Annotated in this window: 17 protein-coding genes; 5 read left to right on the plus strand and 12 right to left on the minus strand. The window is 69.1% G+C overall.

The genetic code is table 11. The features are described 5' to 3' along the window. The first annotated feature begins 128 nt into the window (after positions 1-128). The 3 genes from OG804_RS03040 to OG804_RS03050 are packed head-to-tail and all read left to right on the plus strand — an operon-like array spanning position 129 to position 1,853. On the plus strand, positions 129-338 hold the full coding sequence (locus OG804_RS03040; protein ID WP_328393607.1) for a hypothetical protein: 210 nt from the start codon (positions 129-131) through the stop codon (positions 336-338). 52 nt (positions 339-390) lie between these two features. Then, positions 391-1,239 carry an oxidoreductase gene (locus OG804_RS03045; protein ID WP_328393609.1) on the plus strand — a complete coding sequence of 283 codons (849 nt, stop codon included), beginning with the start codon at positions 391-393 and terminating at the stop codon, positions 1,237-1,239. Then, positions 1,239-1,853 carry a TetR/AcrR family transcriptional regulator gene (locus OG804_RS03050; protein WP_328393611.1) on the plus strand — a complete coding sequence of 205 codons (615 nt, stop codon included), beginning with the start codon at positions 1,239-1,241 and terminating at the stop codon, positions 1,851-1,853. Before OG804_RS03045 ends, OG804_RS03050 begins: the two co-directional genes overlap by 1 nt. A 230-nt stretch (positions 1,854-2,083) precedes the next feature. Here the strand turns inward: OG804_RS03050 and OG804_RS03055 are convergent, their stop codons facing one another. Continuing rightward, positions 2,084-2,290 (minus strand): hypothetical protein, encoded by a 207-nt coding sequence (locus OG804_RS03055; RefSeq protein WP_328393613.1) that lies wholly within the window; start codon positions 2,288-2,290, stop codon positions 2,084-2,086. Between the two features lie 214 nt (positions 2,291-2,504). Between OG804_RS03055 and OG804_RS03060 the strand changes: the two genes are divergently transcribed. Beyond that, positions 2,505-2,813: a DUF6802 family protein gene (locus OG804_RS03060; RefSeq protein WP_328393615.1), complete on the plus strand. Its 309-nt coding sequence runs from the start codon at positions 2,505-2,507 to the stop codon at positions 2,811-2,813. Between the two features lie 98 nt (positions 2,814-2,911). Here the strand turns inward: OG804_RS03060 and OG804_RS03065 are convergent, their stop codons facing one another. The 11 genes from OG804_RS03065 to OG804_RS03115 form a co-directional block, all read right to left on the minus strand. Next, on the minus strand, positions 2,912-3,709 hold the full coding sequence (locus tag OG804_RS03065; protein ID WP_328393617.1) for a lysophospholipase: 798 nt from the start codon (positions 3,707-3,709) through the stop codon (positions 2,912-2,914). Beyond that, positions 3,706-4,299 carry a hypothetical protein gene (locus tag OG804_RS03070; protein ID WP_328393619.1) on the minus strand — a complete coding sequence of 198 codons (594 nt, stop codon included), beginning with the start codon at positions 4,297-4,299 and terminating at the stop codon, positions 3,706-3,708. The genes OG804_RS03065 and OG804_RS03070 overlap by 4 nt, the downstream gene beginning before the upstream one ends. Beyond that, positions 4,296-5,009, minus strand: coding sequence for an enoyl-CoA hydratase/isomerase family protein (locus OG804_RS03075; RefSeq protein ID WP_328393621.1), 714 nt, complete (start codon positions 5,007-5,009; stop codon positions 4,296-4,298). Before OG804_RS03075 ends, OG804_RS03070 begins: the two co-directional genes overlap by 4 nt. Next, a complete protein-coding gene (locus OG804_RS03080) occupies positions 5,006-6,148 on the minus strand; it encodes a CaiB/BaiF CoA transferase family protein (RefSeq protein WP_328393623.1) in 1,143 nt (380 codons plus the stop codon). The genes OG804_RS03075 and OG804_RS03080 overlap by 4 nt, the downstream gene beginning before the upstream one ends. A gap of 3 nt (positions 6,149-6,151) precedes the next feature. Beyond that, positions 6,152-7,282 (minus strand): LLM class flavin-dependent oxidoreductase, encoded by a 1,131-nt coding sequence (locus tag OG804_RS03085; RefSeq protein ID WP_328393625.1) that lies wholly within the window; start codon positions 7,280-7,282, stop codon positions 6,152-6,154. Further along, a complete protein-coding gene (locus OG804_RS03090; protein ID WP_328393627.1) occupies positions 7,279-8,337 on the minus strand; it encodes an ABC transporter ATP-binding protein in 1,059 nt (352 codons plus the stop codon). Before OG804_RS03090 ends, OG804_RS03085 begins: the two co-directional genes overlap by 4 nt. Further along, the gene (locus tag OG804_RS03095) at positions 8,334-9,122 is read right to left on the minus strand and encodes an oligopeptide/dipeptide ABC transporter ATP-binding protein (RefSeq protein WP_328393629.1); all 789 of its coding nucleotides are present in this window, start codon (positions 9,120-9,122) and stop codon (positions 8,334-8,336) included. Before OG804_RS03095 ends, OG804_RS03090 begins: the two co-directional genes overlap by 4 nt. After that, complete coding sequence (locus tag OG804_RS03100; RefSeq protein ID WP_328393631.1) at positions 9,106-10,041, minus strand: ABC transporter permease; 936 nt, start codon at positions 10,039-10,041, stop codon at positions 9,106-9,108. The genes OG804_RS03095 and OG804_RS03100 overlap by 17 nt, the downstream gene beginning before the upstream one ends. Then, entirely contained in the window at positions 10,038-11,150 is a 1,113-nt protein-coding gene (locus OG804_RS03105) for an ABC transporter permease (protein WP_328393633.1), read from the minus strand. Before OG804_RS03105 ends, OG804_RS03100 begins: the two co-directional genes overlap by 4 nt. Further along, entirely contained in the window at positions 11,147-12,514 is a 1,368-nt protein-coding gene (locus OG804_RS03110) for an ABC transporter substrate-binding protein (RefSeq protein WP_328393635.1), read from the minus strand. The genes OG804_RS03105 and OG804_RS03110 overlap by 4 nt, the downstream gene beginning before the upstream one ends. Positions 12,515-12,757: 243 nt before the next feature. Continuing rightward, positions 12,758-14,095, minus strand: coding sequence for an LLM class flavin-dependent oxidoreductase (locus OG804_RS03115; protein WP_328393637.1), 1,338 nt, complete (start codon positions 14,093-14,095; stop codon positions 12,758-12,760). A gap of 123 nt (positions 14,096-14,218) precedes the next feature. Between OG804_RS03115 and OG804_RS03120 the strand changes: the two genes are divergently transcribed. Further along, positions 14,219-15,088 (plus strand): LysR family transcriptional regulator, encoded by an 870-nt coding sequence (locus OG804_RS03120; protein ID WP_328393639.1) that lies wholly within the window; start codon positions 14,219-14,221, stop codon positions 15,086-15,088. Positions 15,089-15,178 lie beyond the last annotated feature (90 nt).

Here is a 15,178-nt window from a genome sequence, read left to right on the forward strand (position 1 = left end):
GACGTACCCAGGGTTCAGTACGGCTTGATCAGTGTTGTTGTCGCCTGGGCCCGCAGGGCCCCGCCCCAGCGGGCTGAGGCGGGCAGCGGCACGCTCATCGCACCGAGTTGCCGGCGACCTGCCCGGACATGACCGCGCTCGCGGAGCTGGTGAGCAGGTTCGCCCGCATCGTCACCGAACATCGCGGCCGCGACCTCGCCGACTGGATCACCGGCGCCCGCGCCGCGCCGGTACCGGAACTCGACCCGTTCTCGCGCGGCATCGATCGGTGTCGGCACTGCGGCGAGCGCAAGGAGACGATAATCTGCATGGCGATGATAAAAATCGACGCTGTGTAGAATATTGGCGAGGGAGTGACCAGGCTCCTTCCGGGTCCTGGCTGGAGGAACAATGCAGGAACAGAAGTGGCTCATCACCGGCGTCAGCACGGGCCTTGGACGTGCCTTCGCCCGGGCGGCCCTGGCCGCCGGGCACACCGTCGTCGGTACGGTCCGCTCGGAAAAGGACCTGCGGGCCTTCGAAGAGCTCGAACCCGGGCACGCTCACGGCCGCATCCTGGATGTGACGGACGGCGATGCCGTCTCGAATGTGATCACCGAGGTAGAGCAGAGCGTCGGAGCTCTGGATGTCGTCATCGCCAACGCCGGCTACGGCCTGGAGGGCACCTTCGAGGAGACGTCGCTGGCCGAGGTGCGGCGGCAATTCGAGGTCAATGTACTCGGGACAGTGGCCACCCTGCAGGCAGCACTGCCCCACATGCGCCGGCGCCGCCGCGGACACCTGATGGCCGTCACCTCCATGGGTGGGCTCATGGCCGTGCCCGGCATGTCCGCCTACTGCGGCAGCAAGTTCGCGCTGGAAGGCATTCTCGAGGCGCTGGGCAAGGAGGTCGCGCAGTTCGGGATCCACGTGACGGCGATCGAGCCCGGCTCCTTCCGCACCGACTGGGCCGGACGGTCCATGACACGCGTCGCGCAGTCCATCGACGACTACGCCGAGCTGTTCACCCCCATCCGCGCAGCGAGGCAGCAGGCAAGCGGGAACCAACTCGGCGACCCGGCCAAGGCCGGGGACGCCGTCGTACACATCACGTCGGTAGACCAGCCGCCGGCCCACCTTGTCCTGGGCTCGGACGCTCTGCGACTGGTCACCGCCGCACGTACGGCCGTGGACGAGGATATTCGCGCATGGGAGACGCTCTCCCGTACAACCGACTTCGCCGAGGGTGCTCAGCTCTGATGCCCGGCCACCAGCCTGCGCGAAGCCGACGCGGCGCCGAACGCAAGGGCGATGTCCGAGAGCGGGCCATTCTGGACACCTGCGAAGCTCTGCTGGCGCAGAAGGGTTACGACGCCATGACCGTCGGCGACATCGCCGCGGGTGCCGGTATCACACGCGGCGCCCTGTACTTCTACTTCGGCTCCAAGCAGGAAGTGGTCACGGCGCTCGTGGCCCGGACGGTTGAGCACCTGTGGGAGCGGTCCCGGGTCACCGCGCAGGCCGATGAGCCGCGCCAGGCCATCGCGGCAGCCATGCGGCGCACGGTCGAGCTGTGGAACGAGCACGGCCTGGTCATGCGCGCGGCGATCGACCTGTCCCTGACCGTGCCGGAGATCGGCGCGCTGTGGAGCCGTACCGCTGACTTGTTCATCACAGCCATCGCCGCTGTCCTGGAACGAGCCGGCATTCAGGCGGGCACCGAACCGGAACAAGCGTCGGCGATGGCACACGCCCTGTGCTGGATGATCGAGCGCACCTTCTATCACGCCTCGCAGGAGTCCCGCGAGAATTTGCAGAAGGCATCCTCGACCTGCGAACACATCTGGCTGGTCAGCGCCGGTCTGACCGCCTGATACATCTGGCAGGGACGGTGGAGTATCCGAACCGGACCTCGGACAACCACGGCGATCGCACCGGGGCCGCCGTCACGTGACGAGACAATCGAACGCTATGAGCGGCTCACCGGCCGACGGCTGACCAACCTGCTGTTCAACGATGTGACCGCGGCTGTGCTCATCGATCACCGCCGAGCCCTTCGGTGCCGGTTCCGCCTCCGCCCGGGTGGCGGAGGCGTTCGTTCCGGTCAGCGAGTGAACAGTTCGAACTGGTCACCGGACTGACGGCAGAACCAGGTCTTGCCCAGCCCTTCTCCACCGAATTTGTTCACCCCGTTCGCCACACATGCCCCTTGTGAGGGGTAGTAGCCAACGGTTGTATCGGCCGCCGCGATGCCGGCCGCGCCGAAGGTGAAGGCCGCGATCATCGCCCCAGTGATCAGATGCTTCATCATGGCGGGAAGTCTAGAGCGGTAGACTACGGTTTCGCTCCTGAATTATGTTGACCAGCCGTAGGATTCGCTGTTCGCGAGGGCAGTGCCTCGGGTTTGTGCCCCATAGTCGCCAACAGCCCCGTTCCTGCCCGGGAACGGGGCTGCGCTGTAGCGTCGGGGATGGGAAGATGGACCGGAATATTCCCGCGGTCACCAGTGGAGCTCAGGAGAATCCATGCCTACATCAGGAGAGTTCCCCGGTATCGGTATGCCGGGTTTCGAGGCGTCCTCGTCGCTGGACGGCATGGGGCCGGTGGAAATGGAATCACCGACCCAGGACCTCGTCGTCGACGGCATCCTCGACACCTTCGTCACCACCGGCCCCGATTCGACGAGTGTCTGGACCGATACCGATCTCGACGGCTACGCCGACCGGCTGAGCGTGGTGGAGAACGACGGCGACTACACGGCGTGGGAATACCACCGCAATCCGGATGGTACGGGCGATTGGCGGCAGACCGATCAGGGGAAAGTGGGGGAGTGATCGGGGCGTCGGCCGCACGGAGCGGGATGGCACCGATACGTCCGCACCGGTCGACATACACAGTTCACGAAGTCATCCGCTCCGGCTCCTGCGGCGCGCTACAAGGCGGCTGACCCGGACCGCGAAACCGCTGCCGTCGACAACTCGGCGGTTCGAGCCGGCCCGGTCACGATCGGCGGAACATCGGGTCCCAGTTTCAGTGATTCGAGGAACAGCACGATCGTCGCCGCGACGGAACGATGTGCGACATCGTTGAGCACGTCGTGCCGGCCGCCCTGCACGAGGCGGACATCGGTGCGCGACGCCTGCGCGTACACCTCGAGCGCTGGAGCGAGCGGCGTGACGCGGTCGTCGGTGCCGTGTAGTGCGAGCGTCGGCCGGTCCTGCGCCCCCACACTGCCCGTCTCCCACGACACCGGCGAGGCTATCGCGCCGCGGGTGAATTCCTCGTCCGCCGATATCACCGCGCGGTGCACCGGGCACGCGGTGCGGGCGTCGACCTCGTCCGCCCAATCGGCCCCCACCGCGGCGGTCGCCGAGCCCTGTAGCGCGGACGGGAGTGCGATCGCCGCCAGCACAGCACCTTCCACGGGCAGCTCCGGCACCAGCTGCGCCGCGAGCGCGGCACCGCTGTCCGAGCCGAGCAGGACCCGGGGTGCGGGCAGGGACTCGTCCGCCAACAGCTCTTCGACGGCTGCGCGGGCACCGGCGACGTCCCCGAGCTCCACCCGCACGTACCGCACCCGGTACCCGTCGGCGGAGAGCCGACGGCCGAGACGTGCGTACGACGCGGCGGTCTCACCGCGCCCGGGGAGCAGTACGACGGTGCCGCGTGGCGTGGCGCCCTCGGGTTCGTCCCAGGCGCCGGCGGCTGTGTGTGTCTGCCTCGTGGTCATTCGGTCGCTCCTTCCGCCCATGCGGATGTGAACCAGTGCACCGCACCGGTTTCCGGGTTGTAGGACCGCCGTGGCAAGGTCCCGATGTCGGCGCCGTACACATGTATTCCGACCACCGGTTCGTCGCCGCCGCAGCGCACCTGGTGCACGTCGTCATCGGTGGTGCAGCACACCGTCACCTGACCGGTCGTCCACTCCGAGGTGCCCGCTTCGACGAGGGGTGTGTTCTCGGCCGACGGCTTCCGGAACCGGGTCTCGATCTCGGTACCGCGGTGGATCCCGACGACACCCCACGTTTCATGGCCGTGCACCGGGGTCCCCTGGCCGACATTCCATACCGCACTGGCGATGGAGAAGGCCCCGCCCGGTGCGACGTGCAGCGGGTACATGACGTAGTGGTCGGGATCGGGTCGCGTCTTGTCCGTCGGCAGGTCGAATCCGGCGGCCAGTACGGCGGCGAGCTCGTCGCGGATGGCGGCGGTCAGCGCGCGCTCGTCGGTGATATCGCCGATCAGGTGCGTAACGGTGTCGGCGAACGCCGCCAACTCGGGTACGTCGGTCTGCACCGAGACGATCGGGGGTCGGGTCATTCCAGCTCCTCACTGTGGGATCGGTGCGATAGGGCGCGCCGTCGGTATGCGGTCAGGCGGTCGTGCAGGCCGGGCGTGGTCACGGATCGGGTCAGTGCGGCGAGCGCGGCGTCGGCGTCGTGCACCGGCCGCGCCGCGGCCAGCAGCGCGGGCCGAGCCGTCGGATCGACGCGCGCCCAGGTTTCGAGGATTCCGGAGAGGTCGCCGGGTGCACCGGTCACCAGTCCTCCCGCGGCCGCGGCGGCGACCGTGTCGCCGCCCAGGAACACCGAGGGATCGGTGATGCTGCGCAGGCGGGAGGTCCCGAGGACCACACCGAAACGTGCGCCGGGGAAGGCGAAGCGGGCGTCCGGTCCGGCGAGCCGGTGATCGCATGCGGCGACCAGGTCTGCGCCGGCCCCGACCGCGCTGCCCTCGACCACGGCCACCGTCAGGTACGGCGCGGTGGCCAGGCGTTCGAGTAACAACCCGATCCGCAGGAATCGATGGGCGAGGGACGCGTCCGATTCGCCGGACAGCCCGCTCAGATCGAAGCCGGCGGCGAAGTGCCGTGGATTTCCTTCGAGCACCAGGGCTTCCGGGCGTATTGCCGCGGCCTCGTCGAGTAGATCGTGCAGGGCGTCGACGAGCGCGGGAGACAGCGCGTTGGCCGCCTCCGGGCGATCGAGCCGGATCTTCCAGTCGGCGCCGCGATGCACGGCGAGGGTCACGCGCCGCACCACTCGTCGAAGACGTCGTCGTCGCCGCCCAGGCGGGGTGCCGCTCGGTCGAGACGTGCGTCCTGGCCCTCGATCCGCACCGGGAAGACGACGGTCGGGGTGGGCCCGGCGACCGGGACGTCGAGCGAACCGACCAATCCGGTGCTGTGCACGTGCTCACCGGACAGGATGTCGCCGAACGAGTTGACCGGTCCGGCCGGCACGCCCCGCGCGCGTAGTTCGGTGATCCAATGGCCGGCTTTCTCGCTCACGAATCGGTCCTGCAGGATCGCCGCCAGTTCGGCGTGGTGCGCGACCCGGTCCATCTGGGTGACGAATCGAGGGTCGTCGACCAACTCGGGTGCCCCGACCACCTCGGCGACCGCCGCCCAGAGCCGATCGTTGCCGGCGGCGACGGTGAAGTCACGGTCGGCCGCGGTGAACCCCTGGTACGGCGCGTTGCGGGGATGTGCGGTCCCCAGCCGGGCCGGTTCCTCCCCAGAGCCCCAGAACTCGCTGGTCTGTAGCGCCGAGACGCCGATCAGGCAGTCGAGCATCGGGCAGTCCAGCCGGATGGACCGGCCCTCGGCGCGGGCCTGGGGGAGTACGGCGGCGATGCTGTAGGCGGCGTACAGCCCGGCCGTGAAATCACCCACCGGGACCCCTGCCTTCACCGGCCCGCCGTCGGGGTCGCCGGTGACGCTCATCAGTCCCGACATCCCCTGGATCACCACGTCGTAGGCCCCGTGGTCGACGAACGGGCTGGTCAGTCCGTAGCCGGAGATCGAGCAGTACACGAGCCCGGGATGCCGTACCTGGTCGTAGCCGACGCCGAGACGGTCCAGAACCCCCGGCCGGTAGTTCTCCACCAGCACATCGGCGGCGGCGACCAGCTCGCGGACCCGAGCCAGGTCATCCGGGTCGCGCAGGTTCGCGACGACCGACCGCTTGTTGCGGTTGACCGAGGCGAAGTTGTGGCTGAACCGCTCGTCACCGTCGTCCGCGAAGGGTGGCCACGCGCGCATCTGGTCGCCCGTGGGCGGTTCCACCTTGACCACGTCGGCTCCGAGGTCGGCGAGCAGCATCCCCGCGAACGGGCCGGCCGCGACGTGGGCGAATTCCACGACGCGCACACCGTGTAACGGTCGCATTCGCTACACCGCCGCTCGGTCGGGACGGGTCGCCTTACGGTGGGCCAACTCCTGCCGCACCAGCGGCAGCAGGTCCCGGCCGTAGTCGATCGCGTCTTGCAGCGGGTCGTACCCACGGATCAGAACGGTGTCCACCCCGATCTCGATGTAGTCGAGGAGAGCGGCCGCCACGGTCTCGGGCGAACCCACCAGCGCGGTGGAGTTGCCGCCACCGCCCACCGCCTTCGCGGTGGGGGTCCACAGGCATCGGTCGTGCAGCTCGCCTTTCTCAGCGACGGCCAGCAACCGCTGCGAGCCCGCGTTCTGCGGTGCGACGCCGTGCGGGTGGAGTTGGTTGGCGCGCAGTGTGTGTGCCGCGCCGACACCGGCGGTGAGGGTTCCCAGGATGCGGTGGGCGCGTTCCCAGGCGGCGTCGTCGGTGGCCCCGAGGATCGGCCGGAACGACACCGAGATCCGGGGCCGGCGGTCGCGGCCCGCCGCCACCGCGCGGTCGGAGATGGTGGTGATCTGCTCGGCTGTCTCGCGCAGTGGCTCGCCCCAGAGCATATAGGTGTCGGCGTGCCGGGCGCCGACCGTGTAGGCCGCCGGGGAGCTGCCGCCGAAGAAGAGATCGAGATGTCTGTCCTGGTAGGGATGGACGTGCGGGTGGAAACCCTCGAATCGGTAGTAGTCGCCCGCGAAGTCGCGGGGCCCGGTGGTATCCCATGCGGCGCGCAAGATCTGGAGGTATTCGTCGGTACGCGCGTACCGCTCGTCGTGCGGGAGGTAGTCCCCTTCGCGGCGCTGCTCCGCGTCGGTGCTTCCGGTGACGATGTTGAGGGCCACGCGGCCACCGGAGAACTGGTCGAGGGTCGTGAACATGCGCGCGGCCAGCGTGGGGTGCACGACCCCCGGCCGGTGTGCCACGAGGAGTCCGAGTCGTTCGGTGTGGGCGGCCACGGCGGCCGCCACCTGGGAGCCCTCGGGCCAGCCGGAGCCGTACCCGATCAGCACTCGGTCGAATCCGCCGTCCTCGTGGGCACGGGCGAACCGGATCGTGTAGTCGGGGTCGATCACGGCGCCGTCGCCCGCCCGCGTCTCGGAGGCGTCGGCAGTGCCGATCATGCCCAGGATCTCGATATCGTCGTAGCTCATCGGTCGCCCTTCGTGAGTGAGCCGGTGGGGCCCGGCCGGGTGTGGGTGCTATCAGGTGTCCTGTCGGGCCACCGGGCAGCGATATGGCAAGCGGCGGACCAGCGCTCACCCACCTCGAGCAGCAGTGGCTGGGTGGCGCAGTCGGCGAACGCGAACCGGCATCGGTCGGCGAACACGCATCTGTCGGGGTCCGCCGAACCGGCAGCATCGCGGTCGATCCGGACGTCGGCGGGCCGGATCGACGACTGTTCACCGACACTCGGCGCGGACGCGACCAGCAGGGCCGTGTACGGGTGGGCTGGTCGCGTCAATACTTCGTGCAGGGGGCCCTGCTCGACCAGCCGGCTCCGGTAGAACACGGCCACCCGGTCGCCGATACCGGCGAGCGAGGAGAGGTCGTGCGCGATGATCACGACGGCGAGGCCGAGGTCGCGCCGCAACCGGTCGAGCAGGTTCAGCACCAGGTTGCGGTTGGAGACGTCGAGGGCACTGACCGGCTCGTCGCAGATGAGCAGCTGGGGTTCGGTCACGATGGCCCGCGCGAGGGACACCCGCTGCCGCTGCCCTCCCGACAGCTCGCGCGGGCGGCGGTCACGCACCGCCTCGGGATCCAGCCCGACCTCGCGCAGCGCGCGGTCGGTCCGCTCGTGGCGGGCGGTGGAGTCGAGGCCGCCCGCCACCTCGAGCGGTTCGGCGACGAGGCGCGCGACAGTGAGGTCGGGGTCGAGCGAGCGAAGGGGGTCCTGGAATACCAGCTGGATCCGGCCCTGCCGCCGGAAATTGCGCAGGTCGCGGCCGCGCAGAGTGGTCAAGTCCTGGCCGTCGAACTCGATGGTGCCGGCTGCCGGAGCCGTCAGTCCGACGGTCGCGCGGGCCAATGTGGTCTTGCCGGAGCCGGTTTCGCCGATTATCCCGACGATCTCGCCCGGGTACACCTCCAGGCTCGCGTCGCGCAACGCCGCGCCGGTGCCGAGACCCACGCCCCGGCGCGGCACCGCATAGGTGACGGACAGGTCGGTGATCCGGAGCAGCGGCGCGGCGGTCGCGGTACTCATGCGGCCACCCGCTCCCGGATGCACCGTGCGTGATGTCCCGGACCGACCTCACGCAACGGGATCACACCGTCGGCGCAGCCGGGCGCGGAGTGCGCGCATCGGGCGGCGAAGCGGCAACCGGTGATCTCCTCGCCCGCGGCCGGTGGCTGCCCGTCGATCGTCTCCAGAGTGCGCCGCGACCAGTCGCCCAGCGACGCGACGCGCAGCAGGGCCTGCGTGTACGGGTGGCGCGCATTGCGCAATACCTCGACGGCGATGAGGACCCGCTGCAGCATGCCTCCCGAGAGCTGGAACGGGTACAGCCGATCGACCCGCTCCGCATCGTGGATTCCCACCTCGCGCAAGAGCTCTCGGCCGCGGTCCCGCGCGGCACGACGGGCCAGGCCCCCACGCACGCGCAACTGCTCGGCGACCTGGTAGCCGATGGTGAGCGAGGGGTTCAGGTACGAGCCGGGGTCCTGGAAGACGGCGGCGAGCCGGGTACCGCGCAGCCGCCGCCAGGTGGCGGGGCGGGCGCCGGTGAGTTCGACCGCGGACCCGTCCGAGCCCAGCGTGACGGTGCCGCTCTCGATCGCGACGGCGGGCGGGAGCAGCCCGAGGACGGCGCGGCAGGTCAGCGTTTTGCCGGACCCCGATTCGCCGACCAGTGCGACGGTTTCACCCCGCCGGATTTCGAAGGAGACGTCGCGCAGGGCTCGTCGGCCGTCGGCGATATCGACGTTCAGGCCGGCGACGCGGAGAACCGGGTGGTCGGTGCCGGTGGTCGGTTCATCGGGCAGTGACACGGTGCAACTCCTGAGGGGGGAATGCGGGATTCACCGCGGCGGTCGCGGTCGGGCGCGACGGGTTGCGGGCGAGCAGTCGCGTGAACAGTCCGCGCCGTGCTCGGGGTGTATCGGAGCCCGCCTCGCGGAGGCAGTCGGCCAGAATGTTGAGGGCGCCGACGGTGAGCAGCATCGGTATGCCCGGGAACAGCGGCGCCCACGGCTGCAGTTCCAGGTATCCGAGGTCGGAGGCCAGCATGCCGCCCCAGGTCGGGGCCGGCGGTGTGACGCCGATGCCGAGGAAGGCGAGCGAGGCGATGACCAGGAGTGCCGCGCCGGTGGCCTGCGCTGCCGCCACGGCGACGTTCGGGAGGACCTTGCTCCACATATGCGTGCGCAGGATCCACCAGGTGGACGCACCCATCAGCTCGGCGGACTCGACGTACTGGGTGGTGCGCAGGCCGAGGGCGACGGCGCGGCTGATACGGAAGAAGGTCGGGGCGGAGAGAATCCCGACCGCGATCATGGCCTGGTTCATGCCGTTTCCGAGGGTCGCGGCCACGGCGATCGTGAAGACGGTGAAGGGGAGCACGGTCAGCGTCTCGGCCATGCGCAGCGCGAACCACTCGCCGGCCCGTCCCGCCCACACCGAGGCGAGGCCGGCGGGCACGCCCAGGCACAACCCGACGAGGACCACCTCCACCGCGCCGACGACCGACAGCCGCGTCCCGGCCATCAGGCGACTGAGCACGTCGCGGCCTACGTAGTCGGTGCCCAGCAGGTGGCCGGCGCTGGGGCCCTGCAGGATCTGCGGGGATTGGCGGAGCGCGTCGTACGGGGCCAGCGCCTCCCCGAAGACGGCGAGGAATACCACCACGGCCAGGATCATCAGGCAGACCTGTGCACTGGGGATCGAGCGGAGTCTGCGCAGGGTCGTCATCGTCGGACTCCTGTGTTCTGCGGGACACCCGCACCCGGTCGCACCGAGGACCAGCTGCGCGATTGTCGGTTGTCGGTGCTCCGTAAGGCGGTGCCGCGGCGTGCGGCCGGGTCGAGCAGGATCTGCAGCGCGCCGAGCACCAGGGTGCCGAGCAGGACGACAGCGGAGGTGACCAGCAGCGTGCCGAGCACGACGGGCACGTCCCCCCGCTGGGCGGATTGCAACGCCAACTGGGCGACCCCGGGCAGGTTGAACAGTTTCTCGGTCATGACGGCCCCGCCGATGATCAGCGGGAGCGCGTTGGTGACGACGGCGATCGTCGGTGCGACGGCGTTGCGCAGCACATGGCCGAAAAGCACGCGGCCCCGGCTGTATCCGCGCATATGGGCGCCGACGGCGTAGTTCTCCGCCTGCGCGGTCACCAGGGTGGTGCGCAGTTGGCGCGCGATATTCGCCGCAACCTCGAGCCCCAGAGCGAGTGCGGGCAGCGTGGCGTAGCGCAGCCATTGCAGCAGGTCGACGGCATACGGCGAGTAGCCGCCGGCCGGGAAGATACGGGCCTTCACCGCCAGCAGCACGATCAGCGCGATGCCGATGACGAAGGGCGGCATCGTGGCCAGCACCGAGCAGATGACGGTGATGATCCGATCGACCACCCCGCCGGGGCGGTGGGCGGCAGTGACACCGGCGCCGAGGCCGAGCAGGAGTGCGAGCAGCAGCGCGTAGAGCGCGATCGAGAGATCCACCGGGAACGCGAGCCGAATCGATTGGGAGACGGGAACCGTGGTGAACCACGACTGCCCGAGGTCGCCGTGCAGCGCGTTCCAGACCCAGCTGAGGTACTGCACCACGAGCGGCCGGTCGAGTCCGAACTCGTGGTCGAGCCGCGCGATATCGTCCGGCGTCGCTGTCTCGCCGAGCACCACGGCGGCGGGGTTGTTGTCGCTGAACGCACCCAGTGCGAACGTGATCAGCGACGCGAGGACGAGCACGGTGACCGAGGTGAGGAGCAGGCGCGCCGAGCTGCGTAGCGGGGCCGCCGACAGGCCGATGGACGTGCGCCACGGTGCGGCCGACGAGGCACTGTGTACCGCAGTCGCTTCCGTCATGCGGGCAGCCCTTCCCAGCGGATCAGACTCGGGTTCTGTTTCAGCGGCGCGAGCGATTTGCGCCGGACGAGAATGCTCGGTACCTCGTACAGGAAGGTGTTGGGGAAACGGGTGACCGCGAGGCGCGTCGCCTCCTGCAGAGCCGCGGGGTAGGACGGGTCGTCGGTGGGGGTCGCGGCGACTTTCGCCAGCTGCGCGGTCAATTCCGGGTCGCTGGATCGCGCCGGGTTCATCAGCCCGGTGGCGCTGAACAGGACCTGGAACGCCTGCACCGGCGACTCCCGGCCGGCGAAACCGTCGTAGCCGAGGGCTTTCGCGCGGTTGAGGTAGACGATCTGGGTCCACTGGGATCGCGGCACGGGGTCGATGGTGAGCTCGATCCCGATCTCCGCGAGTTGGGCTTGGATCTGCTCCACCGCCGCCGGGATCGGGGCCGCCGCCGACAATGTGGAGCGCACTCCGCCGGAAAGCCCGGCATCCGCGAGGACCTTCCGCGCCCGGGCGGGGTCGTAGGCGAACGCACCTCCCAGCGCCGCGTTGTAGCCGACATATCCCTCGGGGAACGGCTGGTAGTCGACGTCGCCGATGCCGAAGTTGGCGATCTGCTTGATCGCCTCGCGGTCGATGCCGTACTTCATCGCCTCGACGACCGCGGGGTTGTCGAACGGCGGCTTCGACGTGTTGACGTCGAGCACGGCGACATACATCGAGTCGAGCACCTGCACCTCGAGACCGCTCGCCTGGGCCGCCTTGATGCCCGAGGCCGGAATCCGCGCCACGTCGTACTGCCCCGACGCCACCGATGCGACGACGGTCGCCGGATCGGCCGCCGGGTAGAGCAGGAACCGCGTGATCCCGATCTGATCCGCGAGGTGGAAATGCTCGTTCTTCCGCAGTTCCCCGTGGTCGTTGTCGACGTAGGAGGTGAGCGTGAACGGCCCCGACCCGGCGGGCCGGGTCGCGAGGGCCTGCGCGTCCTTCTCGAACACCGCGGGGTTCACCACCATGCCCGTCTTCCCGGCGAGCAGCAGCGGGTACTGATAGTTGGTGCCGGTCAGATCGATGACGATATCCCGGTCGCCACGTGCCACAACAGTTTTCATGTCGGCGATCTGCGGGGCGATGAGCGAGCCGGGCGCGGATCGCCCCCGCTCGATGGACTTGGCCACCGCCGCGGCGTCCAGTGGCGACCCGTCGGAGAACTTCAGCCCCGGGCGGAGTGTGAATGTGACGCGGGTGCCGTCGTGGTCGTAGACCCACCGCTCGGCGAGCCAGCCGACCGCGTTGCCGTCGCTGTCGAGCGCGGTCAGGGCGTCGTAGGCGAGGGCGAGCATCGTGACATCGGAGCCTGCGGAGGAGGTCACGGGATCCCAGGTGGTCGGCAACTGCCAGGCCCACGAGACCGTACCCGGACCGCCGCCACCGACGGAGCCGGCACCCGCATCACTGCAGGCTCCGAGAGCGAAAAGAGCACCGGCACCGAGGCCGAGGCGGAGCATCGCCCGTCGGCTGACGGTAATGGAGGCGGAACGGTCGGTCCGCTGAACGCTGAGAGACATGGGGAGGACTGGTTCCTTCTCGGGGCGGCGGCGGGGTATCCGGACTGGTCAGATATCCACGCTGTATCGGTTCGGCGGAATCGGCAGGCCGAGGTGCCCGCGGAGGGTCTCCGATGTGTACTCGGTGCGGAACACGCCGCGTTCCTGGAGGATCGGCACCACCTCGTCGATGATCCGGTGGAAGTTGGCGGGGTGGTCGACGGCGATGTTGAAGCCGTCGCACGCGCGCGCCTCCCACCATTCGATGAGCTTGTCCGCGACCGTCGCCGGGGAGCCGACGAACTCGCTCTTACGCCGCTCGCGGGTGGCCTCCACCGCCTGCCGCAGGGTCCATCCATTGCGCTGGGCTCGTTCGGTGATCGCCTTGGCCTGGGTGTAAAAGGAGCGTTCACCGTGTTCGAGCGCCTCGGCGGGGAACGGCGCGTCGAGATCGTAGTTCGTGAAATCGTGCCAACCGAAGGGCCGGCCGAACTCCGCGAGCGCCGCGGTGAACGTGTGGTCCGCCGCGTGGTTCGCGGCCTCGATCTCCCGCGCCTCCGCGTCGGTATCGCCTACCACGACCTGTACGCCGGGCAGGATCAGCACCTGGTCGGGATCGCGGCCGAACCGCTGTGTCGCCCTGGTCTTGATGTCGTTGTAGAACGCCTGTCCGGCGGGGATGTCGGCGGCGTGGGTGAAGATGCCCTCGCCGACGCGCGCCCCGAGGTCGCGCCCCTGGTCGGAGTCGCCCGCCTGGAAGATCACGGGGTGCCCCTGCTGCGAGCGAACCAGGTTGAGCGGACCCTGGACCCGGAAGAAGGCGCCGTCGTGGTCCAGCCGGTGCTGCTTGGCGCGGTCGAGGAACCGCCCGGTCTCCCGGTCTCGTACGAAGGCGTCGTCTTCGTAGGAATCCCACAGTGCCCGAGCGAGTTCGACGTACTCCTGCGCTCGTCCGTATCGCGTGTCGTAGTCGTAGTGCTCGTCGAGCCCGTAGTTGCGTGCGGTGCCCGCATCGCCGGTTGTGACGACGTTCCATCCGGCGCGGCCGCGCGATATGAGGTCGAGTGATCCGAACCTTCGCGTCAGATTGAACGGGCTGTTGAAGCTCGTCGTCGCCGTGCCGACCAGGCCGATCCGGCTGGTCTGCACCGCCAGCGCGCTCAGCAGCGTCAACGGCTCCAGGCGGTTGAGGTAGTGCGGCGGCGAATACGGCGTGATGAACTGGCTGTCGACGATGAACACCAGATCGAACAGGCCGCTCTCCGCACGTCGCGCGATATCGGTGAACCAGTCGATGTTCACGCTCGCGTCGCCGGGGATGTCCGGATCCAGCCAGAGGGTGTGGCTGCCCGGGCCACCCGTTCCATAGGGGATGGCGCCCAAATGAATCTGCCGTCTGCTTCGCACGCCGCTCCGTCCCATTGTTTCCCGCCTCATCGAAATTACGGGAATCGGCACGACCTATCCAACGAGCATTCGTGATGAGAACGATCATGATTCCTAATGAGAGGGTGCATAATCGTAAGAATCATGCAGAAGAACCTCGACATTGCTCCGTTACGGAGCTTCGTCGCAATCGCGGATTGCGGCGGCTTCCAGCGGGCAGCGACACATCTGCACTTGAGTCAGGGTGCGGTCAGCCAGCATGTGCGCCGACTGGAGGATGCGGTCGGCCGGCAACTCGTGCAGCGGCACGGCCGCGGCTCGCGGTTCACCCCGGACGGCGACGAACTCCTCTCCCTGGCTCGGCGCATCCTCGACCTGCACGACGACGCACTGCGCAGCTTCGGCACGGAGACCGCGGGCACCCTCACGATCGGGTCCACCGAGCACGCTGCCGCGCAGCTGTTGCCGGCTCTCGCGGCCGCGCTCGAAGGTGCGGCCCCGCAGTTCTCGTGCCGGTTCCGAATCGACCGCGGTCTGGCTCTACGTGACGGTCTCGCGAGCCGGCGCATCGATCTGGCATTGCTGCTCAACAGCGACGATCCGAGTGCGATCCACGTCGGAGAACTCGAGCTGACCTGGTACTCCGCTCCGGGCTGGCAGCTCCCGCCGCGGCCGGATCCCGTGCCGATCGTCGCCTTCGACAGCCCCTGCGCACTGCGTAGCCGCGCGCTGGAAACCCTGTCCGGGGTCGATCTCCCGGCATCGATCCGCGCCGAGGCGCCCCAGCTGGGCGGCGTGCATGCGGCAGTCGCGACCGGGGTGGGAGTAGCACTGCTCGCCACGCTCGGACAGACGCCGGAAGGGCTCGTTCCGCGCGCCGACCTCCCCGCCGCGCAGCCGTTGCGCCTGTCCGTGGGCACTCGGCCAGGTCTGCCGGCTACGACGGCGAAGATTGCAGCCGACGCACTGCGCCCGCTGCTCTCACCACCGCTTCGGCTGGCCGCGGGAGCGTGAGTCCCGTTGCGGCCGCCGATGAAATCATGATGATTCGAATAGCCCGATTCCCCGAACGGGAATTCCGAAGACCTGAATTAATTCGTTCAA

Source organism: Nocardia sp. NBC_00416 (assembly GCF_036032445.1).
Lineage (GTDB): Bacteria > Actinomycetota > Actinomycetes > Mycobacteriales > Mycobacteriaceae > Nocardia.